The 25,321-nt window shown below is 72.9% G+C and carries 22 protein-coding genes; 14 read left to right on the forward strand and 8 right to left on the reverse strand.

The window, feature by feature from the left end:
- The first annotated feature begins 95 nt into the window (after window positions 1-95).
- From ACERM0_RS00195 to ACERM0_RS00225, 7 genes are all read left to right on the forward strand, one after another.
- A complete protein-coding gene (locus ACERM0_RS00195; RefSeq protein WP_373676467.1) occupies window positions 96-737 on the forward strand; it encodes a CDP-alcohol phosphatidyltransferase family protein in 642 nt (213 codons plus the stop codon).
- A 110-nt stretch (window positions 738-847) separates the two neighbouring features.
- Window positions 848-1,234 (forward strand): glycine cleavage system protein GcvH, encoded by a 387-nt coding sequence (gene gcvH, locus ACERM0_RS00200; RefSeq protein ID WP_373676468.1) that lies wholly within the window; start codon window positions 848-850, stop codon window positions 1,232-1,234.
- 235 nt (window positions 1,235-1,469) lie between these two features.
- Window positions 1,470-1,955, forward strand: a complete 486-nt coding sequence (locus tag ACERM0_RS00205) for an FHA domain-containing protein (RefSeq protein ID WP_373676469.1) — start codon at window positions 1,470-1,472, stop codon at window positions 1,953-1,955.
- On the forward strand, window positions 1,952-2,713 hold the full coding sequence (locus tag ACERM0_RS00210; protein ID WP_373676470.1) for a MerR family transcriptional regulator: 762 nt from the start codon (window positions 1,952-1,954) through the stop codon (window positions 2,711-2,713). Before ACERM0_RS00205 ends, ACERM0_RS00210 begins: the two co-directional genes overlap by 4 nt.
- Window positions 2,710-3,933, forward strand: a complete 1,224-nt coding sequence (locus ACERM0_RS00215; protein ID WP_373676471.1) for a D-alanyl-D-alanine carboxypeptidase family protein — start codon at window positions 2,710-2,712, stop codon at window positions 3,931-3,933. The genes ACERM0_RS00210 and ACERM0_RS00215 overlap by 4 nt, the downstream gene beginning before the upstream one ends.
- A 31-nt stretch (window positions 3,934-3,964) precedes the next feature.
- Window positions 3,965-4,471: a bifunctional nuclease family protein gene (locus ACERM0_RS00220; RefSeq protein ID WP_373676472.1), complete on the forward strand. Its 507-nt coding sequence runs from the start codon at window positions 3,965-3,967 to the stop codon at window positions 4,469-4,471.
- A 554-nt stretch (window positions 4,472-5,025) separates the two neighbouring features.
- Window positions 5,026-5,541: a MerR family transcriptional regulator gene (locus tag ACERM0_RS00225; protein ID WP_373676940.1), complete on the forward strand. Its 516-nt coding sequence runs from the start codon at window positions 5,026-5,028 to the stop codon at window positions 5,539-5,541.
- Between the two features lie 5 nt (window positions 5,542-5,546).
- Here the strand turns inward: ACERM0_RS00225 and ACERM0_RS00230 are convergent, their stop codons facing one another.
- A complete protein-coding gene (locus ACERM0_RS00230; RefSeq protein WP_373676473.1) occupies window positions 5,547-6,329 on the reverse strand; it encodes a deoxyribonuclease IV in 783 nt (260 codons plus the stop codon).
- Between the two features lie 99 nt (window positions 6,330-6,428).
- Here ACERM0_RS00230 and gcvP point away from each other — a divergent pair, with 99 nt between their 5' ends.
- Both gcvP and ACERM0_RS00240 read left to right on the forward strand, forming a co-directional pair.
- Complete coding sequence (gcvP, locus tag ACERM0_RS00235; RefSeq protein WP_373676474.1) at window positions 6,429-9,476, forward strand: aminomethyl-transferring glycine dehydrogenase; 3,048 nt, start codon at window positions 6,429-6,431, stop codon at window positions 9,474-9,476.
- Window positions 9,477-9,632: 156 nt separating this feature from the next.
- Entirely contained in the window at window positions 9,633-10,325 is a 693-nt protein-coding gene (locus ACERM0_RS00240; RefSeq protein ID WP_373676475.1) for a L,D-transpeptidase family protein, read from the forward strand.
- A gap of 12 nt (window positions 10,326-10,337) precedes the next feature.
- Here the strand turns inward: ACERM0_RS00240 and ACERM0_RS00245 are convergent, their stop codons facing one another.
- Window positions 10,338-11,699: a serine hydrolase domain-containing protein gene (locus ACERM0_RS00245; RefSeq protein ID WP_373676476.1), complete on the reverse strand. Its 1,362-nt coding sequence runs from the start codon at window positions 11,697-11,699 to the stop codon at window positions 10,338-10,340.
- A 191-nt stretch (window positions 11,700-11,890) separates the two neighbouring features.
- On the opposite strand from ACERM0_RS00245, the gene ACERM0_RS00250 reads away from it, so the two are divergent.
- A complete protein-coding gene (locus ACERM0_RS00250; protein ID WP_373676477.1) occupies window positions 11,891-12,844 on the forward strand; it encodes a calcium/sodium antiporter in 954 nt (317 codons plus the stop codon).
- A 202-nt stretch (window positions 12,845-13,046) separates the two neighbouring features.
- Here the strand turns inward: ACERM0_RS00250 and ACERM0_RS00255 are convergent, their stop codons facing one another.
- Together ACERM0_RS00255 and ACERM0_RS00260 are read right to left on the reverse strand one after the other, a co-directional pair.
- Window positions 13,047-13,430, reverse strand: a complete 384-nt coding sequence (locus tag ACERM0_RS00255; protein ID WP_373676478.1) for a VOC family protein — start codon at window positions 13,428-13,430, stop codon at window positions 13,047-13,049.
- A gap of 9 nt (window positions 13,431-13,439) precedes the next feature.
- The gene (locus ACERM0_RS00260) at window positions 13,440-13,997 is read right to left on the reverse strand and encodes a hypothetical protein (RefSeq protein ID WP_373676479.1); all 558 of its coding nucleotides are present in this window, start codon (window positions 13,995-13,997) and stop codon (window positions 13,440-13,442) included.
- A 203-nt stretch (window positions 13,998-14,200) separates the two neighbouring features.
- On the opposite strand from ACERM0_RS00260, the gene ACERM0_RS00265 reads away from it, so the two are divergent.
- Complete coding sequence (locus ACERM0_RS00265; RefSeq protein ID WP_373676480.1) at window positions 14,201-14,518, forward strand: PGPGW domain-containing protein; 318 nt, start codon at window positions 14,201-14,203, stop codon at window positions 14,516-14,518.
- Window positions 14,519-14,535: 17 nt separating this feature from the next.
- Here ACERM0_RS00265 and ACERM0_RS00270 read toward each other — a convergent pair whose 3' ends face one another.
- Window positions 14,536-15,552, reverse strand: coding sequence for a radical SAM protein (locus ACERM0_RS00270; RefSeq protein WP_373676941.1), 1,017 nt, complete (start codon window positions 15,550-15,552; stop codon window positions 14,536-14,538).
- Between the two features lie 350 nt (window positions 15,553-15,902).
- On the opposite strand from ACERM0_RS00270, the gene ACERM0_RS00275 reads away from it, so the two are divergent.
- The 3 genes from ACERM0_RS00275 (at window position 15,903) to ACERM0_RS00285 (ending at window position 19,706) form a co-directional block, all read left to right on the forward strand.
- Window positions 15,903-17,558 (forward strand): FAD-binding dehydrogenase, encoded by a 1,656-nt coding sequence (locus ACERM0_RS00275; RefSeq protein ID WP_373676481.1) that lies wholly within the window; start codon window positions 15,903-15,905, stop codon window positions 17,556-17,558.
- A gap of 15 nt (window positions 17,559-17,573) precedes the next feature.
- A complete protein-coding gene (locus ACERM0_RS00280; RefSeq protein WP_373676482.1) occupies window positions 17,574-18,707 on the forward strand; it encodes an alpha/beta fold hydrolase in 1,134 nt (377 codons plus the stop codon).
- Between the two features lie 138 nt (window positions 18,708-18,845).
- Window positions 18,846-19,706, forward strand: a complete 861-nt coding sequence (locus tag ACERM0_RS00285) for a hypothetical protein (RefSeq protein ID WP_373676483.1) — start codon at window positions 18,846-18,848, stop codon at window positions 19,704-19,706.
- Window positions 19,707-19,750: 44 nt separating this feature from the next.
- On the opposite strand, the gene ACERM0_RS00290 is transcribed toward ACERM0_RS00285, so the two are convergent.
- The 3 genes from ACERM0_RS00290 to ACERM0_RS00300 all read right to left on the reverse strand — a co-directional run bounded on the left by ACERM0_RS00290 (window position 19,751) and on the right by ACERM0_RS00300 (window position 25,320).
- Complete coding sequence (locus ACERM0_RS00290) at window positions 19,751-21,235, reverse strand: leucyl aminopeptidase (RefSeq protein ID WP_373676484.1); 1,485 nt, start codon at window positions 21,233-21,235, stop codon at window positions 19,751-19,753.
- Window positions 21,236-21,309: 74 nt separating this feature from the next.
- A complete protein-coding gene (locus ACERM0_RS00295) occupies window positions 21,310-24,165 on the reverse strand; it encodes an ATP-binding protein (protein ID WP_373676485.1) in 2,856 nt (951 codons plus the stop codon).
- A gap of 162 nt (window positions 24,166-24,327) precedes the next feature.
- Window positions 24,328-25,320 carry an ABC transporter substrate-binding protein gene (locus ACERM0_RS00300; protein WP_373676486.1) on the reverse strand — a complete coding sequence of 331 codons (993 nt, stop codon included), beginning with the start codon at window positions 25,318-25,320 and terminating at the stop codon, window positions 24,328-24,330.
- Between the last annotated feature and the right edge of the window lies 1 nt (window position 25,321).

The raw sequence follows: 25,321 nt of genomic DNA on the forward strand, positions 1-25,321 counted from the left end.
CGAACCGCCGGGGTCCCACGCGGACCCCGGCGGCACGTGTCTTCGGCCGAGGCTCGCTAGCGTGCATGGTCGGGCAGCCAACGGGCAGGACGGCGATGCGCTTCTACGACCTCGGCGGCGGTGGGGAGCAGCGCGTGGCCTCGCGCCGGGTCCTGACCGTGCCGAACCTGCTGTCGTTCGCGCGGTTGGCGATCCTGCCGGTCGTGTATCTCGATCTGGTCCAGGGCCGGCTCGTGCGGGCGTTCGTGCTGCTGGTCGTCTTCGCCTCCACGGACTGGTTCGACGGCTACGTCGCCCGCCGGTTCGACCAGGTCACCGAACTGGGCAAGCTGCTCGATCCGATCAGCGACCGGGTCCTGTTCGTGGTGGTCGGCGTCGCCTTCGTCGTGTCCGGCCTGCTGCCCCTGTGGGCGGTGCTGGTCCTGCTCGTGCGCGACGTCCTGGTCGGCATCGCGGGCGTGGCGCTGGTCCTGCGCGGCGCCAAGCCGCCGGACGTGACCCGCCTGGGCAAGACCGCGACGTTCGGGCTGATGTGGGCGCTGCCCACCTTCCTGGTGGCCGCGATCGTCGGTGACGGCACGCAGGACCCGCAGCCGGTGCTCTACGCGATCGCCTGGGTCCTGTTCCTGGTCAACGCGGCGCTGTACTGGCTGGCCGCCGCCGACTACGCGCGCACCGTGCGACGCCGGGCCCAGGTCGCGGCCGAGGGGGACCGTCCCGCACCCGACGGCGACTGAAACCCGCGCGCGACGCTGCGGTAGGGTGACCCGCGTCGGCCGGATGGTCGACCAGCCCGGAGCGTCCTTCCCGCAAGCGCTCCTCAGGACCAAGACAGGAGACCCCTGCCGTGGCGGACGACACGCCCAGCGAGCTGCGCTACACCGAGCAACACGAGTGGCTGCGGGACGACGGTGACGTGATCACGGTCGGCATCACGAAGTTCGCGCAGGAGCAACTCGGCGATGTCGTGTACGTCGACCTGCCGAGTCCCGGTGCCGAGGTCGAGCAGGGGCAGGCGTTCGGCGAGGTGGAGTCCACCAAGTCGGTGTCGGACCTGTACGCGCCGGTGAGCGGGGTCGTCGTCGAGCGCAACGAGGACCTCGACGAGCGGCCGGAACTGGTCAACCTCGACCCCTACGGGCAGGGCTGGATGGTGACGATCCGGCCCGGCGATCGCTCGGAACTCGACGGACTGCTGGACGCCGACGCCTACGAGTCCCACGCACAGGGCTGAAACCGCCGGGGAGTCTCCGGTTCCACCTGAGGTCGAGACGCCGGCCGCGTCGGCCGCGCCGGCCGCGACCGGCGCCTCGTGCGGACCTGTGGTGAAGGCTGCGCGGCGCACCCGCGTCGTCTACGCTGGTCCGCCCCGCCGGGACGGCACGAGGGTCGACCTCGACCTCACGGCGAGCCGCGCCGGCGGTGCCGGCGTTCGACCATCTGCCGACCGAACCCGGGTAGGAGGCGACGTGTACTGCAGCCAGTGCGGCGAGCAGGTCCCCGAGGACGCCAACTTCTGTCCCTCCTGCGGGGCACGCATCGTGGCCGAGGGCAGCCACGAGCACACCACCGCCGCCATCGAGGTCGGCGCGTTCGACCCCTCCCACGAGCCCGGCGCGCTGCCGGAGCTCGAGCCCGGCACGGGCATGCTGGTCGTAGTGCGGGGCCCCAACGCCGGGGCGCGCTTCGTCCTCGACCACGACCCGGTGACCGTCGGACGCCACCCTGACTCCGACATCTTCCTCGACGACGTGACCGTGTCGCGCCGCCACGCGGAGCTCGTCCGCAGCGACGTGGGCACGGTCGTTCGCGATCTGGGCAGTCTGAACGGGTCGTACGTCAACGGCGAACGGGTCGAGGAGCGCTCGCTCGCCACCGGTGACGAAGTCCAGATCGGCCGTTTCAAGTTGCTGTACGTCGGTGACGGTGGCGATCCGGCCGGGCTGGCGCCATGAAGTCCCTCACCATCGGTGAGGTGCTGAACCGGCTCAAGGACGAGTTCGACGACATCACGATCTCGAAGATCCGGTTCCTGGAGGCCGAGGGCCTCATCTCGCCGGACCGGACCGAGTCGGGGTACCGCAAGTTCACCGGCGAGGACATCGACCGCCTGCGCTACGTGCTCCGTGCCCAGCGGGACCGTTACCTGCCGCTGAAGGTGATCAAGGAAGAGCTCGAACGCATCGACGCCGGGCAACCCGTCGAGCGGCCGGCGTCGTCCGCGGACGATCCGTCGGCGGCGGCGCCCGCGACCGCGGACGGGACCGTCCCGGCTCCCGAGCCCGGTGGCGGCGCACCGACGCCGGCCCCGGCCGGCGAACGATCGGTCTTCGACGCCGCCCCCGGCGACGTGCGTCTGTCGGCGGCCGAGCTCGCCGACGCGACCGGACTGACGGAACGTGACGTGGCCCAGCTGCGCGAGCACGGGCTGCTGGGGCCGGGTCCCCACCACGACGGCGACGACCTGCAGGTCGCCAAGCTGGCGGCGTCCCTGTTCGACAACGGCTTGGAAGCACGACACCTGCGCATGTACCGCCAGTTCGCCGACCGCGAGGCCGCGCTGGCCGAGCAGCTGGTCGCACCCCTGCTGCGCCAGCGCAATCCCGACAGCCGCCGCACCGCCACCGAGCAGACCGAGCGCGTGGTCTCGGCCGGCGGAGCCCTGCACCGAGCGCTGCTGGCCAAGCAGCTGCGCAACCTGCTCGGCTCGTGAGGGCCACGGAGATCCCGTGCCGCCGCGCGGCCGGGCTGCTGCTGATCCTCGCGCTGCTGCTGGCGACGGCGGCACCGGCGCCTGCAGGGGCGGCCCTGCCGGTGCTGGACGACCCCGCCGTGGCCGGCCCGCCCCCCGAGGCCTGGCCCGAACCGGCTGCCACGGAGGTCCCGGCGACCAGCTGGGTCCTGGTCGAGGCCAGCACCGGCCAACGGCTGGCCGAACACGACGCGGAGGAACTCCGGCCGGTCGCCTCGACCATCAAGGTGCTGACCGCACTGACCGTCGTGCAACGGGCCGACCTCGACGAGGAGGTGACCGTCGGCCGGGAGGTCCTGGTCGAGGGCGCGTCGGTGGGTCTGCAGCCAGGCGACACCTGGACGGTCGGTGACCTGCTCGAGGCCATCCTGGTCCGCTCGGGCAACGACGCCGCCGAGGCGCTGGCCCGACACGTCGGCGGCGACACCCAGCGCTTCCTCGAACTGATGGAGGCGGACATCGAGGCACTCGGGCTCGACGCCCGCGATCTCGTCAGCCCTACCGGTCTGGACGACGCCAACCGGCTGTCGGCGCTGGACCTGGCCACCATCGCCCGGGCGGCGCTCGCCGAACCGGAACTGCGGCCGCTGCTGGCCCTCCGGGAGACCACCACGCCGGTGGTCGGCCCGCGCGAGAACCGCAACGAACTGCTGCAGCGCTACGACGGCGCGACGGGGGTTAAGACCGGGTTCACGCTGGCCGCGGGCAACAGCCTGATCGCCAGCGCGCAGCGGGACGGTCGTGAGCTGATCGCGGTGGTACTGGACGCCGGCGACGACCCCGCGCGGTTCGAGCAGGCCGCCCAGCTCCTGGACCTCGGGTTCGACGACTTCACCCGGCACGAGCTGACGAGCGTCGTCGACCTCGCGGTGGCCGGCGGCTGGCAGACGTTCACCGCCGGGCCCGTGACGGTGAGTGCCCCCGGCGCGGCGACGCCCGACCTCGTGCTCGACCTGCCGGCGCGGGTACCCGAGACGTCGCTGTCGCTGCAAGCCGTGGTCGACGGCACCGTTCTGGCCGGTGTCGATGCCGTGGCGGACACCAGCGGTGCGTTCGAACCGGCACGCGCGGAGGCGGCCGATCCGGCCGCCGACCCGCCTGCGGCCCGCCTCGGCCAGGCCCTGGTCGACGGTGCCTACGCGTCCCTGCGGGCAGCCGCCGCTGCAGACACCCTCCGCTAGCCTGCAGCAGTCGACGACCCAGGAGCACCTCTTGATCGAGATGGAGCTCGTCGGCGTGCGGGTGGAGCTGCCGGCCAACCAGCCGATCGTGCTGCTCAAGGAACGGCACGGCACCCGCTACCTGCCGATCTGGATCGGAGCGGTCGAGGCCACCGCCATCGCCTTCGCGCTGCAGGGCGTGGAGACGCCCCGCCCCTTGACCCACGACCTCTTCGTGGACGTCCTCGGCCAGCTCGGTGCCGAGCTGTCGGCGGTGCACGTGACCGCCCTGCGCGACGGGACCTTCTACGCCGAGCTCCACCTCTCACGCGAGGGCCGGACGCTGACGGTGTCCGCCCGCCCGTCGGACGCCATCGCCCTGGCCAGCCGACTCGAGGGTGTGCCGATCTTCGGGGCCGAGCAGGTGCTGGAGGAAGCCGGCCTGGAGATCGAGGCCTCGGACGACGAGGGCGAGGAGGGCGTCGACGCCGAGGAGGCGGTCCGCCAGTTCCGCGAGTTCCTCGAGGACATCAGCCCCGAGGACTTCCGCGAGCAGTGACGCCGGCCGGCGGGTCGCGTCCGGGCGCGCCGGGGGATCGGGGTCTTCCGTCGTCCGTGACGGAAACCGCTTCGCCCGCCCACGGCCGCCGGCCTCATGCGCCGGGCTTTCCGTCGCCCGTGACGGAAACCGCTCACGCCCGCCACGGCTCGCCGGCCCCACGCGCGGCCGGTGTGTGCGCACAGAGCATCCGCGCATCGGGGCTGGACGCCACCTGACCACGGCATTTCGTGCCCTTTCGATGCCGCTGGAGAGCCTCGACGTGGCGTCCAGCTACGGGAACTGGCACGAGCAGGGCACCCCACACGCGTTCCCTTTCGGGCCATTTCGCTACCTCTGCATGCACAAAACTCTCGACCTGGAGTCCAGGGTGAGGCAGTAGGAACCCTGCAGCTGCCATTGACACGGGTGTAGTTCCGCCCGTAGCCTCACGTCGGCCGTATCGGTGGAGGGGCGTCAGCCCGCATCGCTCCACCGGAGACGGGCCTCGGGGAGTGGAGCGGATCAGCGGATCTCGCTCCACCGGCGACACCAGGAGCACACCGTTGAGCACGATGCCGGAAGCCGGTCAGCTCGCCCTCGACGTCGGCGACGTCGGCGTCCGCGAGGGCTACCGAGGCTCCTCGGCCACGAAGATCGTGGGCATCACGTACCGCCAGCTCGACTACTGGGCGCGGACGGGCCTGGTGGAGCCCAGCGTCAGGAAAGCCACCGGCTCCGGCACCCAGCGGCTGTACTCCTTCGACGACGTCGTCCGCCTCCGCGTGGTGAAGCGGCTGCTGGACACCGGCGTGTCGCTGCAGAAGGTCCGGCGGGCCGTCGACGAACTGCGCGCCCGCGGCCGCTCCCTGGCCGACGCCACCCTGGTGTCGCACGGCGACTCGGTCTACCTCCTGGAGGACGACGCCTCGCTGGTCGACCTGCTGCGTCGCGGGCAGGGCGTGTTCGCCATCGCGCTCGGCCCGGTCATCGAGGAACTGCGCGGCGAGGTGACGGCGTTCCCCACCGAGCGCCTCGACGACGTCGCCCCGGGCCAGGCCGCCGACATGGACGACGCTGCCAACGGCTGAGGCCGTCAGGCGTTGGCAGGGGCCAGACGCTCGCGCAGCCAGGCGATGTCGCTGGCCTGCGAACCGTCCTCGCCGTCCGGGGTCTCCACGATCACGTCGGCGCCGGCCTGGCGCACCACCTCGACGAGCACGTCCGGCGAGATGCGGCCGCGGCCGAGGTTCTGGTGACGGTCGCGGCCAGAGCCGAAGTCGTCCTTGGAGTCGTTGAGGTGGACGAGGTCGATCCCGCCCGTGAGCGCGCCGATGCGGGCGACGGCGTCGTCGAGTTCCTCGCCGGCCGCATGCGTGTGGCAGGTGTCGAGGCAGAACCCGAACGGGGTCTCCACGCCGTCCAGCGCCTCCCAGAGCCGACCGATGCGGTCGAAGTGCCGGGCGACGGCGTTGTTGCCGCCGGCCGTGTTCTCGATGAGGATCGGCACGGACGTCTGCAGCCGCTCGAGGGTCGAGCGCCAGTTCGCGTAGCCGGCCGCGACGTCGTCGTCCTCGGGGAGGTGGCCGCCGTGGACGATGACGCCCAGCGCGCCGATGGCCTCGGCGGCGCGCACCGTCTTCTCCAGCAGTTGGCGGCTGGGATGGCGCACGCGGTTGTTGGTGGTCGCGACGTTCACGAGGTACGGCGCGTGGACGTAGATCGCGACGTCGCTGGCCCGCAGGACCTCGGCGTCCTCCCGTGGCTTCGGCCCGCGGAACTGCTGCGGCGGTGACAGGAAGACCTGCACCGCGTCGGCGCCGCGCTCCGCGGCGGCCGTGAGCGGGTCCTGGGGTGGCACGTGGGCGCCGATGCGCATGACGGGCGAGCCTTCTCGGCGGGGACAGGACGTTCTCTTCCGAGGAGGCTATCGCGCGTCCTTGGCAGCCCGGCTGCGAGGCTGGTTCGATGCCGCCGGATGCGGTCGAACCCCTTTCGACACGTCCCGAAACGTCGTCGTCGTCCCGCGGAGCCCACCGTGCCCAACCCGACCGACCTCGCCGGCCTGCAGGACGAGTCCGGGTTCCACCGGCGCCATCTGGGCCCCGACGACGCCGACCGGCGGGCGATGCTCGAGGTGCTCGGCGTCGAGGACGTCGCGACGCTGCTGGACCGGGCGGTACCGGCCAGCATCCGCGACGACCAGCCGCTCGACCTGCCGGCGCCCGCCTCCGAGGCGACCGTGCTGGCCCGCCTGCGCGAACTGGCGGCCCGCAACACGGTGCGCAAGGCGTTCGTCGGGCTGGGCTACCACGGCACGGTCACGCCGCCGGTCATCCGCCGCAACGTGCTGGAGGACCCGGGCTGGTACACGGCCTACACGCCCTACCAGCCGGAGATCTCGCAGGGCCGCCTGGAGGCGCTGCTCGTCTTCCAGACGATGGTCCGCGACCTGACCGGCATGGACCTGGCCGGGGCGTCCCTGCTGGACGAGGCGACCGCCGCCGCCGAGGGCCTGACCTTGTGCCATCGGGTGTCACGCAAGCAGGGACCGGACGGCGCCGATGCGAGCGCGCTGCTGATCGACGTCGCCTGCCATCCGCAGACGATCGCGGTCGTGCGCACGCGAGCCCTGCCGCTGGGGCTGCGCGTGCACGTCGCCGACCTGCGCGACGCGGACGTGCTGGCGGGTCTGGATTTGGACGACGTGGTCGCCGCGCTGGTCCAGCAGCCGACCACCGACGGACTGGTCGTCGACGACACCGCGTTGATCGAGCGTCTGCACGATGCCGACGTGCTGGTCACCGTCGCGACCGACCTGTTCGCCTGCACGCTGGTGACGCCGCCGGGGGAGCAGGGCGCGGACGTCGTCGTCGGCTCCACGCAGCGCTTCGGCGTGCCCATGATGTACGGCGGCCCGCACGCGGCGTTCCTCGCCACCCGCGACCGCTATGCCCGCAACCTGCCGGGGCGGCTCGTCGGCGTCTCGGTCGACACCGCCGGCCGCGAGGCCTACCGCCTGGCGCTGCAGACCCGCGAGCAGCACATCCGCCGCGAGAAGGCCACCTCCAACATCTGCACCTCGCAGGTGCTGCTGGCCGTGGTCGCGGCCATGTACGCCGTCCACCACGGGCCCGGCGGGCTGCAGCGGATCGCCCGCCGCATGCACGCCTATGCCGGGGTCTTGCGCGAGCTGCTCGTCGCGGCCGACCTCGAGGTACGCGGCGACACCTGGTTCGACACCCTGACGGTGACCGTACCGGGCCGGGCCGACGCGGTCCTGCGAGCGGCGGCCGACGCGGGCTACGAACTCGGGCGGGTCCCCGCCGACGACACCGGCGCCTGGGACGCCGACCACGTGCGGGTCGCCTTCGACGAGACCACGAACGTCGCTGACCTCGCCGCCGTGGCCCGCGTGCTCACCGGCGAGCAGGTGTCGGTCGCGGACGTCGAGGCACGACTCGACGGCGGCCAGCGTGACCTGGCCGCCGGCCTGCCCGGCGTCCCCGACGGGCTGCGGCGCACCAGCGACTTTCTCACCGACGCGCGCTTCCACCGCTACCGCTCGGAGACCGAGCTGCTGCGCTGGCTGCGCTCGCTGAAGGCCAAGGACGTCGCGTTGGACCGGGCGATGATCCCGCTCGGGTCCTGCACGATGAAGCTCAACGCGACCGCGGAGATGGAGGCGATCACCTGGCCGGCGTTCGCCGACCTGCACCCGTTCGTGCCGGTCGACCGCTCGCCGGGCACCCGTCAGGTGATCGCCGACCTCGAGCACTGGCTCGCGGAGATCACCGGCTACGACGCGGTGAGCCTGCAACCCAACGCCGGCTCGCAGGGCGAGCTCGCGGGGCTGCTCGCGATCCGTGGCTACCACCGCGCCAACGACGACGACGGGCGCGACGTGTGCCTGATCCCGTCCTCGGCGCACGGCACCAACGCCGCCAGCGCCGTCATGGCCGGCATGCGGGTCAAGGTGGTGGCCTGCGACGAGGACGGCAACGTCGACGTCGACGACCTCAAGCGGCTGGTCACCGAGCATGCCGACCACCTCGCGGCCCTGATGGTCACCTACCCGTCGACGCACGGGGTCTTCGAGCGGCGCATCGGCGACATCTGCGCCCTCGTGCACGACCACGGCGGCCAGGTCTACCTCGACGGCGCGAACCTCAACGCGCTGGTGGGCGTGGCCCGACCCGGCCGGTTCGGGGCCGACGTCAGCCACCTCAACCTCCACAAGACGTTCTGCATCCCGCACGGCGGGGGCGGGCCGGGTGTCGGGCCGGTGGGATGCCGCTCGCACCTCGCGCCCTACCTGCCGACCCACCCGCTGGTGCCAGAGTCCGGACACGCGGCTTCCCGCGACGTCGAACCGGAGCTGCGTACGGGACCGGTGGCGGCCGCGCCGTGGGGGTCGGCCGGGATCCTGCAGATCTCGTGGGCCTACATCGCGCTGATGGGTGCCTCGGGCCTGCGGGCCGCGACCGAGACCGCCATCCTCAACGCCAACTACGTCGCGGCCCGGCTCGCCGACGGCTACCCGGTGCTCTACACCGGCGAGAACGGCCTGGTGGCCCACGAGGCGATCGTCGACGTGCGCGGCTGGAAGGAACGTTCGGGCATCACGAACGAGGACGTCGCCAAGCGGCTCATCGACCACGGCTTCCACGCGCCGACGATGTCGTTCCCGGTCGCCGGCACGCTCATGATCGAACCGACGGAGTCGGAGTCGAAGGCCGAGCTCGACCGGTTCTGCGACGCGATGCTCGCCATCCGTGCCGAGGAGGAGCGGGTCGAGGCAGGGGAGTGGCCCCGCGACGACAACCCGCTGGTCAACGCGCCGCACCCGGCCGAGGACCTGCTCGCCGACGAGTGGTCGCATCCGTACGGCCGCCGGGAAGCGGCCTACCCGGCCGGCGTGCGTCGCGACGACAAGTACTGGCCGCCGGTGTCCCGGATCGACAACGCGCACGGTGACCGCAACCTCGTGTGTGCCTGCCCGGCGCCCGAGGCGTTCGCGGACTGACGCGCCAGCGGCCGGAAGGTTGCAACGACTTCCGTGTCGTGCAGGGGCTGCACGATGCAGCCGGTGACGCAACCTCGGCAGGGGTTCGCCGGTCTGGAGGGGTGAAGGCTCCCACCCTCCGCGCTGGACGCGCGGCCCTCCCAGACAGGCACCACGATGTCCGCCCTCACCCTTCCCTCGTTCCGTGACACCCGTCTCGTCGCCGGCCGTGGCATGCGGCTGCTGCTGACCGTCCTGCTCGCCGTGTCCCTACTGGGGATCGGCGGTGTCGGCACCGCCGAGGCCGCCACCAGCAACGCCACCATCAAGGAACTGCAGCAGCGGCTGAAGGACCTCGGCTATCCGGTCGGCACGGTCGACGGCGTCGACGGTCCGCGGACCCGCCAGGGCCTGTGCGCCTGGCGGCGGCTGAGCGGGGGGACCGCCAGCCGCAACGCCCTGGCCGCCGGCGAACTGAAGGCGATCCGCGCGACCACCGGCCTGCCCAAGGCCGCGGCGGGCCGCGGCGTCACCATCGACAAGACCTGCCAGACGATCTACCACCGCGCCGACGGCAAGTGGCGCAAGGTCCTGATCACCTCGACCGGCACCGGCGGCCTGCCGCGCAACGGCGACTTCAGGATCCAGCGCGTCAAGCAGGGCTGGCACACCTCGTCGCTGTACCCCTCGCCGACGCCGAACATGTACAGCCCGATGTACTTCGACGGTGCGATCGCGATCCACGGCTCCAACAGCGTCCCCGCCAAGCCCGCCAGCCACGGCTGCGCGCGGGTCACGCCGAAGGGCGCCGACTACCTCTTCGCCCGCCTGAAGGTCGGCGACCCGGTCAAGGTCATCGGCAAGTACTGATCGTCGGCGGCGTCAGCGCCACCCGTCTGGGTCGACGCCGCCGGGCACCCCGGCCCCCGGGTCGTAGGGCGTGCGGGTGAAGACGAACGACGCGAGGTCGAGGTGGTTCACCTCGGCCTCGTCGTCGTACCGGACCCGCAGCACCTCGCCGGCGTAGTAGCCGTCCAGCCCCAGCCAGGTGCCGTCGTCCTGGCGCACGAACCTCGACGCCCGTGCCGGGCCCTGGACGGGCTTCATCTCGAGGCGGCCGTCACCGGTCGCGGTGACGGAGACCGGGGTCGGCCCCCAGTACCAGATGCCGGCCAGGGCCAGCGCGGCCCGGTCGACGCCGCCGGGCTCCCAGGCCGGAGCCGGCTTCGGGGCGTGCTCGTGCAGCAGCGCCAGCAGGTCGCGGGACAACTCGAGGTCGAGCCCGGCGGTCGTGTTGGTGGCGACCACGACCGCGTCACGGGTGTCCGCGTCGACGCGCAGCAGGGCGAGGAACCCGGGCATGGAGCCGCCGTGGCCGAAGCTACGGCGGCCCTTGGCGTCGGCGAAGACCTGCACGCCCAGCCCGTACGCCGAGGTCCAGGGCTGACCCGGCCGGTCGTCGATCGACACGGGGCGCCGCGCGGCATCCAAGGTGTCGGGGCTCAACAGCCCGTCACCGTCGCCGCCGAGGAACGCCGCCCAGCGGGCGAGGTCGGGCAGCGTCATCCACAGCTGACCGGCCGGAGCCATCGCGCCGGCGTCGTGCTCGGGCTCCGCCAGCACGGCGTCGGCGAAGGGGTGCACGGCCAGGCCCGGCGCGAAGGGCGGCCGCGGGCGCACGGTCGTGTCCGCCAGGCCCAGCGGGCCGAACCAGTCCTTGGCCAGCACCTCGTCCCAGCGGCAGCCGTGCGCCAATTCCAGCAGCCGGCCGAGCACGGCGTAGCCGACGTTGCTGTAGTGGTGGCGGCGACCGGCGCCCAGCGGCGCGGTCGGCTGCTCGAGCCGGCCGAGCAGGTCGTCCCAGTCGCCACCGGGGGCGCGCTCCCACCACGGCCCCGCGGTCTCCGCCCGCAGCCCGGCCGCCTGCGCCAGCAGCTGCAGCACGGTGGCACGTCCGACCGGCGCGTCCGGCACGTGGTCGGTCACCCGGTCGTCGAGGTCGACGCGGCCCTGTTCGGCGAGCCGCAGCACGGACATGCCGACCAGCGTCTTCGTGATCGAGCCGATGCGGTACTGCGTGCGGGCGTCGGGCGGACGGCCGTCGACCTGCCCGGCGGCGCCCTGCCAGACCAGCTCGCCGTCGCGCACGAGCCCCGCCACCACCGACGGCAGCCGCGAGGTGCGCTGCGCCTGTGCCAGGCGCTGGGCCAACCGCTCGGACACCGGGTCGGGAAGGGCGGGCAACGGGGCACTCCTGGCGGGCGACGAGGTGGGACGTGCGTGGCCCTGCATGGCCGTCGGGCCGGACGATGGCCGCGACGGACCGCGAGGGCACGGTTCGGCAGCGAGGCTACTCGGCGCCGGTGGCGTACCGTTCCGCGGTTGGCTCGCGGCGGCGCCCACCTCGGCGCCCCGCGTCGTTCCCCGAGGTTCGGATGTCACTCGCCCTGTCGACGGCGCTGCTCGTGGTCGGGCTGGCGCTGCTGGTGTTCTCCGCCGACCAGTTCGTCGCAGGCGCGGAGGCGATCGCCCTGCGTTTGCGCTGGTCGGCGACCGTGATCGGCGCCGTGGTGGTGGGGTTCGGTACCTCGCTGCCGGAGCTGGTGACCTCCGTGCTGGGCGCCCTGCGAGGCGACGCCGACCTGGCCATCGGCAACGCGGCCGGCTCGAACGTCGCGAACCTGCTGCTGATCCTCGGCGTCGCGGCCATCGTCGCCCCCATCGTCGGCAAGCGCGACCAGGCGCCGGTCCGTGACGCGACCATCGCCGGCGTGGCCGGGGTGCTGCTGCTGGTGCTGGCACTGGACCGCACGATCGGGCTGCTCGACGGGCTGCTGCTGACGGCGGTGCTGCTGGGCACCGTGATCTGGCAGGTCCGGACCGCCAGCGACGACACGGTCCCGGAAACCGGCGTGCCGCTCACGCCCGCGCACCGATTCGTCGTGCCACGGGTGGTGTTGGGACTGGCCGGCGTGCTGGTCGGTGCGCAGCTGCTGGTCACCGGCGCGATCGACCTCGCCGAAGCGGCCGGCGTGCCGCAGATCGTGATCGCGTCCGTGCTGGTGGCGGTTGGGACCTCGCTGCCGGAGTTGGCGACCGCCATCGCCTCGTCACAACGTGGGCAGGTGCAGATCCTGCTGGGCAACCTGCTCGGCTCCAACGCGTTCAACGCGTTGTTCGTCGTCGGCGCGTCGGCACTGGTCGCCGCCAGCCGCGACGACGGCCTGCAGGTGGACACGCCGGCGCTGGCGGTCGTGGTCGCGGCCGCGGTCGTCACCGGGGTGGCGGCGCTGGTGCTCGCGCGCCGGCCCAGCGTGCCGCGAGGAGCCGGCATCGCCCTGGTCGCCCTGCACCTCGCCTCGGTGCCGGCCCTGCTCGCGATCAGTTGACCGCCCGAAGCGGCCGGTGAGCGGACAGAGCCGATCAGCCCGGCGAGCTCTCCGCCGCCCCAGGGTTGATCTCTCCCATGCTCGGGCGACCCCACGGGTCACGCGACGATCTGATCGCGACGGATCCGGCGTCGAAGATCAGCCCGTGTTCCCACCGCGGTGCGCGCCTCCGCGCCCGTCGCACGAACATCGGCTGCCGAACTCACGGGCTGGTGACGCGGACGTAGTAGCCGTCGGGGTCGAGCAGCCGGAAGTCGCGGCGTCCCCACGGTTGATCGCCCAGACCGGTGGCGAGCGTGGCACCGGCCGCTTGCGCGTGTTCGCAGGCGGCCTCGACGTCGTCGACCTCGAGCACGAGTTCGACGCCGCGGCCGGGTGCTTGGCCCTCGACGCGAGCGGCCGGGTGGTCGTCGGGCAACATGCCGGCGCGGCCGATGCCGATGACCGCATCGCCCCGCCGCACGGCCACGTAGTCGCGTGACGCCCCGTCCTTCGCCACACGCTCGAAGTCGAGGACACGGCAGTAGAACCCCACCGAGCGCTCGACGTCGTCGACGAACAACTCGACCTGCAACTTGCCGTCCATGCGCTCTCCTCAGGTGATCTCTTCTCGTCGCGCGCGGGCAAGTGCCGCGCGCGTCGAGGCGAGCAGGTCCGCGTCGCCTCGCTGCTCACGATGTGCGAGCGCCCGTGAGAGGTGGTGCACCGCCTTCGCTGTGTTGCCGGCTTCGAGGTGCGCCTTGCCGAGGTGCTGGTGCACGAAGTCGAGCAGGTCGTCGAGGGACGGCTCGTTCCGTACCTCGTGCAGCAGCTCCGTCAACTGCTGGACGGCCGTCGCGGCATCACCCCGCAGCGCGTTCACATCCGCCAACCGGATCCGTGATGCCGCCGCCTGTCGGGCGAGCCCGTGACGGTTCGCCGAGATGATGGCGTCGCTCAAGAGTACCTCGGCACGGTCGAGGTCCCGGACGATCGCGGCGTAGCCGCCCGCACGCCCGAGCAGCCGGACGCGTTCCTCCGCTGTGGGTGCTTCGGCGGCGCGATCGACCAGCCAGTCGACGGCCGCCAGCATCTGCTCGGGGTCGTCGGCCTCGGCCCGCAAGCCGTCGCGGATCGTGTAGCCGACCGCATGGGGTGGCTCGCCATCGGCCACAGCAGCTCCGTCGCCCGGGGACGCGGCGGGGCATTGAAGCAGCGAGACCGCACGACCGCGGTCGGCCTGCAGAAGCCGATGCCGGCGCGCAGGCCTGGAGGCGGCAGCGGACGCCGTCCGTCGGCCGCTGCGAACGCGGCGATCATGGCAGCCGGGTGCGATGATGCTTGCGGGACCCGCCGGGTTCGTCGGGAGGTCGTTCGGTGCTGCGACGTCTCTACAAGGCCGCCATCGGCCTGCTGCTGGTGATCGCGGGCATCGCCATGCTGGTGCTGCCCGGCCCGGGGCTGCTGTTCATCGCCGGCGGCGGGGCGCTGATGCTGTCGCAGTGGCCACGGGGCCGCCGGGCGCTCGCGTCGCTTCGCGTGTGGCTTCGGGGCCGCTACGGCTCCCACCGCGTCCGTCGCGTGGAGGCGCGGATCCCCAAGGAGGTCTGCCCGCCGGCGGAGACGATGGAGCTGCGGGCACTGGCCCAGGCGCCGATCCCGCCGCCCGCACCCGACGGCGAACCGCCGCGCTGACCTCCGCCCGTCGGCGGTCACAGCATCGACAGTTGCTCGACCTGCGCCGAGGTCGGCGTGGGCACCTCGTGGCCGCTGCTGCTGCGCTCGTCGCCGCGGACGACGCGGCGGCGTCCGGGCTCGCCACCGTGACGGTCGACGATGCGACGCACGAGCCGATGGATGCGCTGCTGCTCGGCCTTGGGCGCGTAGCTGCGGGCGTACAGATGCCGGTAGCGCTCCAGCAGTTCCGGCCGCACCTCGGCGAGCCAGGGCAGGAAGACGTCGCGGAGCCCGGGTCGCAGGTGCAGCACGATCGGGGTGATGCGGTCCGCGCCGGCCTCCAGGGCGCCGCGCACGACGGCCTCGAGCTGCTCCGGCGCGTCGCTGAGGCCGGGGATGATCGGCGCGACCATCACGCCGGTCGGGATTCCGGCCTCGTGCAGGGCCGCGATGGCCTCCAGGCGCCGCTGCGGGTGCGGGGTGCCCGGCTCGGAGGCGCGCCAGACATCGGTGTCCAGCGTCGGGATCGACATGCTCACGCCGGTGCACACGCCTCGGCGGGCCGCCTCGGCCAGGACGTCGAGGTCGCGCGTGACCAGCGTGCCCTTCGTCAGCACGGAGTAGGAGTTGCCGGCCTCGGTGAGGGTCTGGATGACCCCGCGGGTCAGCCGGTAGCGCCCTTCGCACCGCTGATAGGGGTCGGTGTTGGTGCCCAGCGCCACGTGGTTGCCGCCCCACGATGGCCGGCACAGCTCGGCGCGGAGCCGCTCGACCGCGTTGATCTTCACCACGATGACCGACTCGAAGTCCTTACCGGCATCCAGGTCGAGGTACGTGTGCGTCGGCCGAGCGAAACAGTAGGAGCACGCATGGGTGCAGCCCCGGTAGGTGTTGATCGTCCACTCGAAGGGCATGCCGGCCGCGGCGGGGACGTGGTTGAGCAGGCTCTTCGCGCGGACGTGGACGAACTCGACGCCGGCGAACTCCGGGTGGGTGATCCGCTCGCCGAGGCCGGGCAGCGCCGACTCCTCCTCGACCGTCGCCCACCGCAGCCGCTGCGCTGCCTCGCCCATCGTCCGCTGCCTCGCTCCGACTCCGCCGACAAGGGTAGCGAACGTATGTTCGAGTGCGGCGTGGTCGCGACCGGGCCCGCGGAGGACCAGGCTGCTCGTCACCGATGCGACGTGCGGAGCAAGCTGGGGGACGAACCCCGGCCGGTCGCTCCAGACCCACGAGGCCTCGCCCCGGCCCGGGCGTCGATCCGGATCTCGGCCACGCATCCCGGCCACGGATCCCGGGACACGGGTTCCGGCCGCGCACACCGCCCCCTACGCCCAGCCGGGCCCTTCCCGGTCGACCGACCGCGACTACGGTTCCGGGCGGGCGGAGAGGAGCCAGGCAGATGGGATACGACGCGGACGTCATCGTGGTGGGCGGGGGACTGGCGGGCCTGGTCGCCACGGCGGAGCTCGCCGACGCCGGCCGGCGCGTGCTGCTGGTCGACCAGGAACCCGAGCAGTCGCTGGGCGGCCAGGCGTTCTGGTCCTTCGGCGGGCTGTTCTTCGTCGACTCGCCCGAGCAGCGCCGCATGCGCATCGACGACTCGCGCGAGCTGGCCCTGCAGGACTGGATGGGCACCGCCGACTTCGACCGCGACGAGGACCACTGGCCACGCAAGTGGGCCGAGGCGTACGTCGACTTCGCCTGCGGCGAGAAGCGCGCCTGGCTCCACGAGCAGGGCATGCGGTGGTTCCCGATCGTCGGCTGGGCGGAGCGCGGCGGCTACGGCGCGTACGGGCACGGCAACTCGGTGCCGCGCTTCCACATCACCTGGGGGACCGGGCCGGGCGTGGTGGAACCGTTCGAACGGCGCGTGCGTGAAGCGGCCGAGCGCGGTCTGGTGCGCTTCCACTTCCGTCACCGCGTCGACGAGCTGATCGTCGAGGACGGCGCCGCTCAGGGCGTGCGCGGCAAGGTGCTCGAGCCCTCCGACGTGCAGCGGGGTGAGCGCAGCTCCCGCGTCGAGGTGGGCGAGTTCGAGCTGCGCGCGCAGGCCGTCGTCGTCACCTCTGGCGGCATCGGCGCCAACCACGACCTGGTGCGCCGCAACTGGCCGGAGCGGCTCGGCCCGCCACCGCAGCGGATGCTGTCGGGCGTGCCCGACCACGTCGACGGGCGCATGCTGCAGATCACCCAGGACGCCGGCGCCAACGTCATCAATCCCGACCGGATGTGGCACTACACCGAGGGCATCGCCAACCACACCCCGATCTGGACCAACCACGGGATCCGGATCCTGCCCGGCCCGTCGTCGCTGTGGCTGGACGCGACCGGCAAGCGTCTGCCGGTGCCGCTGTTCCCGGGCTTCGACACGCTCGGGACGCTGGCGCACATCACCCGCACGGGCCACGAGCACACCTGGTTCGTGCTCACGATGAAGATCATCGAGAAGGAGTTCGCGCTCTCCGGCTCCGAACAGAACCCGGACCTGACCGGCAAGGACCTGAAGCTGCTGTCCACGCGTGTGCGCTCGGGCCCGTCCGGGCCGGTCCAGGCGTTCCTCGACAAGGGCGAGGACTTCGTGGTGGAGAACAACCTCGAAGCGCTCGTGCGCGGCATGAACCAGCTCACCGACGAGCCGCTGCTGGACTTCGAGCAGGTCCGCCGCGAGGTGACCGCCCGCGACCGCGAGCTCGCCAACACGTTCACCAAGGACCTGCAGATCGCCGCGATCCGCAACGCCCGCACCTACCTCGGCGACAAGCTGATCCGGGTCGCGACGCCGCACCGCATCCTTGACCCCGACGCCGGCCCGCTCATCGGCGTGAAGCTCAACATCCTGACCCGCAAGACGCTGGGCGGCCTGGAGACCGACCTGGACGCCCGTGTGCTGCAGCCCGGCGGCGAACCGGTGCCGGGCCTGTACGCGGCCGGCGAGGTGGCCGGCTTCGGTGGCGGTGGCATGCACGGCTACCGCGCCCTGGAGGGCACCTTCCTCGGCGGCTGCATCTTCTCCGGCCGGGCGGCGGGTCGGGCGGCTGCGGCGGCCGTCGGCTAGCCCCACACTGGCGGCATGCCCGCCACCGCAGTCACCGACGAGACGCCCGGCCACGGCCGTGAGCCGGGCGGCCGGCGGTGGCTGCGCCGACTGGGAGTGCTCGTCGTGGTGCTCGGCGTCCTGGCCGCGACGGTCGCGGCCGTGCCGGCGCTGCGGGTCCGGGCCGTGGCCGCCGCGACCAGCCTCGACGCGCTGGGCGTGCCGGTCCCGCGCCCGTTCGCCGCCGAGGTCACGACCGGCCAGCGCACCATCGCCGGCGTCGAGGGCGCCTGGTTCGACCCCGGCCCCGACGCGCCGGTGGTCCTGCTGGTGCCGGGTGCCGCACCGGAGGGCCTGGACGACCCACGGATCGTGCGGGTCGCCGAGGCGCTGGCGCGCTCGAAGCGGGCCGTGTTCATGCCCGAGCTGCGGGTGTACCAACAGGACCTCGTCGTCGACGACGTCCACGACCTGGCCGACATCACGCTCGAGCTGGCCCTCGAGCGCGGGCCGGTGCTGCTGGTCGGCGCGTCCTTCGGCGGCTCGCTGGGGCTGCTTGCCGCCGCCGATCCAAGGCTGGACGGCCAGCTGCTGGGGGTGGCGACGTTCGGTTCCTACGTGGACCTGCTCGGCGTCGTGCAGGCCGGCACCACCGGCACGGCGCTGGTCGGCGACCGGGCGATCGCGTGGGACCCGCATCCGCTGGCCGACCAGGTGATCCGCGACCAACTGGTCGATCTCCTGCCGGCCGAGTTCCGCGCCGAGGTCGTCGAGGTCCTCGACGGCGAGCGGGATCCCGACACGCTCCCGGAACCGATCCGCGCCGCCTACGAGCTGGCAATGAACGACGACCCGAACCGCACCCGCGAGCTGGCCCGGCAGATCCCCGAGGAACTCCAGCGCCGGCTGGCCGAGGTGTCACCGGTCACGGTCGCCGACGACATCGACACGCGGGTGATCGCGATGCACTCGACGCAGGACCCGGCGATCCCGTACGCGGAACTGCTGCGGCTGGGCGACGCGATCCCACACGCCGAACTGCACACCCTGGACACGTTCACCCACGTCGACCTCGCCCTGGACACTCCGCGCGACTGGTGGGACGCCGGCGGCGACCTGCGCGTCGTGTGGACCTTCGTCACCGAACTGCTGGAGGCGCAACGGACCTGACGGCCGGTACGCCCGGCTTGGCGGCGGAGGACGAAGGCACCAGCGATCGCGACGCCGGCTCGATTCGGGTTAGGAACGTCCCGGACGCCTCGCCCGGACGCTGATTGGCTCGAACGGGCCTCAGGCGTTCGGTGAGCGGTGCTCGAGCGTGCGAAGCGATGTCCGGCCTGCCTCGCCGTCTGGCGCGGCAGGTCCGCGCGGTTCTGCGGCCGGTGCGGCGCCGTCCTGACGCCCACGCGGCCACGCGCGTCGACGCCGCGCCGCCCACACCGCCGCACCTCGCTGCTGACCGGGACCGCCGCGATCGGTGTGCTGGTCGCCGTCCTGGCCGGCGTCCGCGTGTGGACGCCGGACCGGCTGCCGGGAAGCGCGGTGGTGGAGATCGGCGCCGGGCGGACCGCCACCAGCGAACCGGCACCACCGGGCAGCAACCTGCCGCCCGCCGCCGTCGGTGGCGGGCTGATCATCGTCCTCGAAGACGACCGGCTGCTGGCCTCCGACGCCGTCACGGGCTGGCCGAGGTTCGACGTCAGCCTCACCGCCATCGGCCTGCCCGTCACCCAGCAGGTGGCGAGGTCGGCGCCCGGACCGGCGCCGGAGACGACCACCTCGGTGAGCGTCCGCGCCCACGACGGCGGGGCGATCGTGGCCAGCGGTGGCGTCACGGTCGCCCTGGATGCGCGCGGCGGTGTGCGTTGGACCCACCGCTCGACCCGCTGGCACACGGCCGTCACGGCCGCGGACGACGAGCGCGCCGTCCTGGTCGGCCCCGACGACGACTCGGGGAAACGGTTGCTGCTGGAGGTGCTGGAGACCGACGACGGCACGGTGCGCTTCAGCCGGCGGGTCGCGACCGTGATCGGGGTCGGCAAGCACTCCGCCATGGTCGAGGAGATCGGCAAGGACGGGCAGATCGCCGCCATCGACCTGGACGACGGCAGCCTGCGCTGGCGTCTGGGATCGCGTGGCCCCACCGACCGCCGGACCGCAGCCCGGTGACGCCCGTCGACGTTAGGTCGACGGCCGACCGGCGCCGGTCGCGTTCAGCGGCCGGCGAGTTCCAACCAGCGCAGCAGCGTGCGGACCGCGAAACCGGTTCCGTGGCGGGGGTTGTGGTAGCGGTCGGCGTCCTGCCAGAACGGCCCGGCGATGTCGAGGTGGGCCCAGGGCCGCTCGGCGACGAACTCGCGCAGGAACAGCCCGCCCATGGTCGCGCCGGCCTCGTCGCCGCGGCCGAGGTTCTCCAGGTCGGCCACCTCGGACTCGAGGTTGTCGCGCAGCTCCTCCCACAGCGGCAGGTGCCACAGGGTCTCGCCGGCGCTCTCCGCGGCGGTCAACAGCTGCCGTAGCAGGTCGTCGTCGTTGGCGAACACCCCGGCCGCCCGCTTGCCCAGCGCACGGGCGACAGCGCCGGTCAGCGTGGCGACGTCGACGACCGCCTCGACGTCGTCGTCCTCGACGGCCAGACTGAGCCCGTCGGCCAGCACCAGCCGGCCCTCGGCGTCGGTGTTCATCACCTCGACGGTGGTGCCGTTGCGGATCCGGATGACGTCGCTGGGACGCTGGGCGTCGCCGCCGATCATGTTCTCCGCGAGGCACAGGTAGCCGACGACCTCGACCTGGACGTCCAGCTCCGGCAGCGCGGCGAAGACCGCCAGCACGGCGCCGGCGCCGCCCATGTCGCCCTTCATCGCCTCCATGATCGGCGAGGGCCGCTTGAGCGAGATCCCGCCGGTGTCGAACGTGATGCCCTTGCCGACCAGCGCGACCTTGGCGACCGGCGACTCGGGCCGGTAGCGCAGCTGCACCAGGCACGGCGGCCGCGACGAGCCGCGCCCGACCGCCAGCAGACCGCCGCAGCGCTCCTCGACCAGCCGCTCCTCGTCCCAGACCTCGACCTCGACCGCGTCGGGCAGCAGCGCGCGGGCCTGCTCGGCCATGTCGGCGGGGCCCAACAGGTTCGGCGGCGTGGTCACGAGGTCACGGGCGATGTTCTGCGCCTCGGCGTGCAGCCGGGCCAGCTCGAGCTGCCGGCCGGCGTCCTCGGCCAGCGACGAGGGCACCACCAGGGTCAGGTCGTCCAGGCGCAACGGGTCGCGCTCGGGCCGGCAGTCGTCGTAGCGGTAGGCACCCAGCAGCGCACCCTCGGCGACGGCCCGGACGGTCTCCAGCCCCGGGCGCACCAGCACCAGGGTGGTCGCCAGCGTCCGGCACTTCGGCGCGAGGTGGCGCACGGCGGCGCCGGCGGCGCGGCGCAGCTGCTCGGGCGACAGCTCGTCCATGCGTCCGAGCCCGACCAGCGTGACCCGGCCCCACGGCTGGCCCGGCGCGGCGAGGTCGAGCACCTCGCCGAGCCGGCCCCGGAAGCTCGCGTCGCGCGGCACCTCGTCCAGCCCGAGCGCCCGCAGCGCCTGCTCCGCGCCGGGCGCCTCGATGGCGCCGCGGAAGACCGGGACGACCAGCGCGTCGACGTCCAGTTCGTCGACGCCGTCGGTCGTGACGTGCACGGCGGGCAGTCGGCTGGGCAACGACGCTCCAAGGATCCGGGGGTGACCGCGCAGCCTAGACAATCCGGGTCGCGACGAGACCCGGCCCGTCGGCGTCAGGCCTGGGGGATGCGCAGGGTGAAGGTCGCGCCCTCGCCTTCGGGGCTGGTGACCTGCAGCGAACCGCCCATGCCCTCGGCCAGCGCCCGGCCGATGTAGAGGCCCAGGCCGGTGCCCGACACGCCCTCGTTGTCGCGGCCGCGGAAGAACTTGTCGAACACGCGCTCGAGCTCGTCGGCCGGGATGCCCTCGCCGTGGTCCTTGACCGCGAACGCGACCTGGTCCCCGTCGGCGTAGGCGCGCAGGCAGATGGGCTGCTCGCCCGCGAACTTCAACGCGTTGTTGCACAGGTTGACCAGGATCTGCTCGACCCGGTCGGGGTCGCCCAGCGCCAGCGGGAGCGAGTCCTCCACGTCGGTGTCCGGCAGCGGCGTGTCGCACAGGTCGGCCACCGCCGCGACCACGTCGGCGGGGCGCAGCGGCACCGGCTGCACGTCGGGGAGCCGGTCGCCGTCGAGGCGGGAGAAGTCGAGGAACTGCTGCACCAGCCCGCGCAGGCGCTGGCCCTGCCGACGCACCCGCCCGGCGACGGCCGAGTACTCGGGCAGCTCGGCGGACTCCACGACGCTGAGGAACCCGAGGATGGAGGCCAGCGGGGTCTGCATGTCGTGGGACAACCCCGCCATCATCTCGTCTCGGACGCGGTCGGCGGCGAGCCGCTCGCGGTAGCGGGCCATGTCCAGGTTGGTGCGGATGCGGGCCACCAGCTCGAGGTTGGTGAAGGGCTTGACGAGGTAGTCGTCCGCGCCGGCGTCCAGGCCGCCGACCGTGGCCTCCTCGCCGGCCCGGGCGGAGAGCATCACGACCGGCAGGCGCGCGTGGTCCGGGTCGTCACGCAGTGCCTGGACGAGTTCGAAGCCGTCGAGGTTGGGCATCATCACGTCGGTCAGCACCAGGTCGGGCGTGCGCTGGCGGATGCGTGCGAGCGCCTCGGTGCCGTCGACGGCCGAGGACACCTCGTAGTGCTCGCCGAGCACCCGCACGAGGTAGCGGCGCATGTCCGGGTTGTCGTCGACGACCAGCACGTGCGCGCCGCCGGTGTCGCCGACGTCGGCGGCGGTCACCGATGGCGCGTCCGCCCGGCCCGGCTCGGTCCAGCCCAGCGCCTCGTCGAGGAACACGGTCGGGTCGATCGGGGTGCGCTCGAGCGCAGGGGCGGCGTCGACCTGGTCGGCCGGCAGGTGCGCGCGCCCGTAGGGGATCGCGACCCGGAAGGTGCTGCCGACCCCCTCGGTGGTCTGCACCTCGATGTCGCCGCCGTGGAGACGGGCCAGCTCACGCGCCAGCGACAGGCCGATGCCGGTGCCCTCGTGGCTGCGGGCCCGCGCGCCGCGCACCCGGTGGAAGCGCTCGAACAGCCGCCCGACCTCGTCGGGTGGCACGCCGACACCGGTGTCCTCGACCTCCAGCACGGCGTGGTCGCCGCCGTCGCGGAGCCGCACGGCGATGTGGCCGTCGAACGTGTACTTGATGGCGTTGGACACCAGGTTGAAGACGATCTTCTCCCAGCTGTCCCGGTCGACGTGGACGGCCTGGGGCAGCCCCTGCAGCTCGACCCGGTAGTCCAGGCCGGCCCGCTCCACCGCGGAGCGGAACACGCTGGCGAGGTCGCCGGTGACGTCGGTCAGGTCGGTGGCGACGAAGCTGGCGCCGGCGCGGCCGGCCTCGATGCGGGAGAAGTCCAGCAGCGTGTTGACCAGCTTGGTGAGGCGGTCGGCGTTGCGCCGCACGACGTCGAGGTCGTCGCGGTAGCCGGCCGGCAGGTCCGGGTCGCTGAGCACGTCCTCCAGCGGGCGCAGCAGCAGCGTCAGCGGAGTGCGGAACTCGTGGCTGACGTTGCTGAAGAACTCGGTCTTGGCCCGGTTGAGTTCCGCCAGGGCCTGGGCCCGGGCGCGTTCCTGCTCGGCGGCGCGGACGTCCGCCAGCGCCTTGGCGACCTGGTCGCCGACCAGCGCGAGGAAGTTCTCGTACTCCTCGTCCCACGGGCGCTGGGCGTTGACGCCGGTGACCAGCACGCTGGTGACCTCGGCCGCGCCCGGGTCCCGCAACGGCTGCACGTAGGCCTGCCGCGGCGAGGGCCCGTCCAGCGGTTCGAGCGCGTCGTCGAGCCAGCCGGGCACCTTCACCAGCGCCGGACCGTCCAGGACCACCTTTGCCAGCTCGAACGGTGCGTCGCGGTCCAGCGGGCAGCTCTGCCCGACCAGCTCGGGGTCCAGTGACGACTGGGCGTCGAGGCAGGCCTTCTCGCCGTCGACGAGGTACAGGGCGGCAAAGGCCACGTCACCGCGATCCTCGCCGAGCACCGGCAGCAGGGCGGCCGGAGCGCCCTCGGAGGAGGTGAGCTCGCGGGCGCGGTCGCTCAGCCGGCCGAGCACCCGCAGGCGGCGGTCCTGCAGCACCCGTTCGGTCGTCTCCGTCACGGCGGTGAAGATGCCGTCGATGCGTCCGTCGGCGCCGGGCACGGGGCTGTAGGAGAAGGTGAAGTAGCTCTCCTCGACGCTGCCGCTGCGGTCTATCCGCAGCAACTGGTCCTCGGACCACGTGGCCTCACCGCTCATGGCCTGGTCGAGCATCGGACCGATGACGTCCCAGATCTCCGGCCACACCCGCCGGCCGGGGGCCCCCATCGAGGCCGGGTGCTTGTCGCCCAGGATCACCCGGTAGGCGTCGTTGTAGAGCATGACCAGCTCGTCGCCCCACCAGATCAGCATGGGGAACTTGGACGCGAGGCAGACGTCCAGCGCCGTGCGCAGGTTCTGCGGCCAGTGCTCGGCGGGCCCGAGCGGCGTGGCCGCCCAGTCGATCCCGTCGATCAGGGACGCGCAGGCGGCATCGTCGATGTGTTCGTGCAAGTCCCCGTCCCGCGGCTCGAGAGGTGGGCAATGGGCGAGGATTCAACACCACCGGGTATCGGCTCCGAACGGTCGGCGCGGTCGGGAACGACCCGGAAAGCGGCAAACCCGCCACGACGGGTCGTGGCGGGCCTGCAGGCGGGGTTCGCGGATGGTGATAGGTCAGCCGACCAGACCCTGCTCCTGGAGCCATTCGCCGGCGATCTCGTTGGGTGCGAGCCCCTCGGCCGCGCGGCTGTTGAGGTCGATGAGCACCTCGGTGGTGAGCTGGGCGCTGATGCCGTCGATGAGCGAGACCAGGTCGTCGCCGTAGGCGTCGACGACCTCGGTGCGCAGCACCGGCACGATGTTCTCCGGCGGCACGATGGCGTCGGGGTCCTCCAGGCGCACCAGCGACTCGTCGGCCAGCGGCGGGTCGGTGGAGAACAGCAGGATCACGTCGACGTCACCGGCCTGCAGCGCGGCCAGGCGGGCGGCCGACTCCTGGATGGACTCGAACTCCACGTCCAGGCCGTAGCCTTCGGTGAGGCCGAGCAGGCAGGTGTCGCGCTCCTCGCACTCGGGCGGACCGGCGAACGTGATGGCCGTGCCCTGCAGGTCGGCCAGCGAGCTCACGCCGTTCTGCTCGGCGAACTCGGCGGTGGTCACGAACGCGTTGGCGTTCTCCGCCGGCGCCGGCTCCAGCACCGTGACGTCGTCCTCCTCGAAGGCGGCCCGGAGTGCCTCGACGCCGCTGTCGACGTCGGTGGGCGCCTCCTCGCCGAAGCCGACCACCAGGGCCGAGCCGAGGTACTCGGGCAGGAAGTCGAGGTTGCCGCCCGACAGCTCCGGGAAGATCAGCTCACGGGCGCCGAGGTCCAGCTCGCGGCCGACCGGGTAGCCGGCGTCCTCCATCGCCTGGCCGTAGATCTCCGCCAGGATGGTCGACTCCGGGAAGTTGAACGACGCCACCGCGATCTCCGGGCCCTCGGGCACCTCGGTGTCGGCGCCCTGCGGCTCCTCCTCGGCGGGGTCGCCGGTCTGCGCGTCGGGGGTCTCCTCAGCGTCCTCGCCGTCGCCGCCGCAGGCCGCGAGCAGCAGCGCGAGCGCTGCCACCGGGGCGAGCGTGCGGGTCAGGCGGCGCCGGCGGCCGGCGCGCGCCGCAACGGTACGCATG

This window comes from Egicoccus sp. AB-alg2 (assembly GCF_041821065.1).
Lineage (GTDB): Bacteria > Actinomycetota > Nitriliruptoria > Nitriliruptorales > Nitriliruptoraceae > Egicoccus.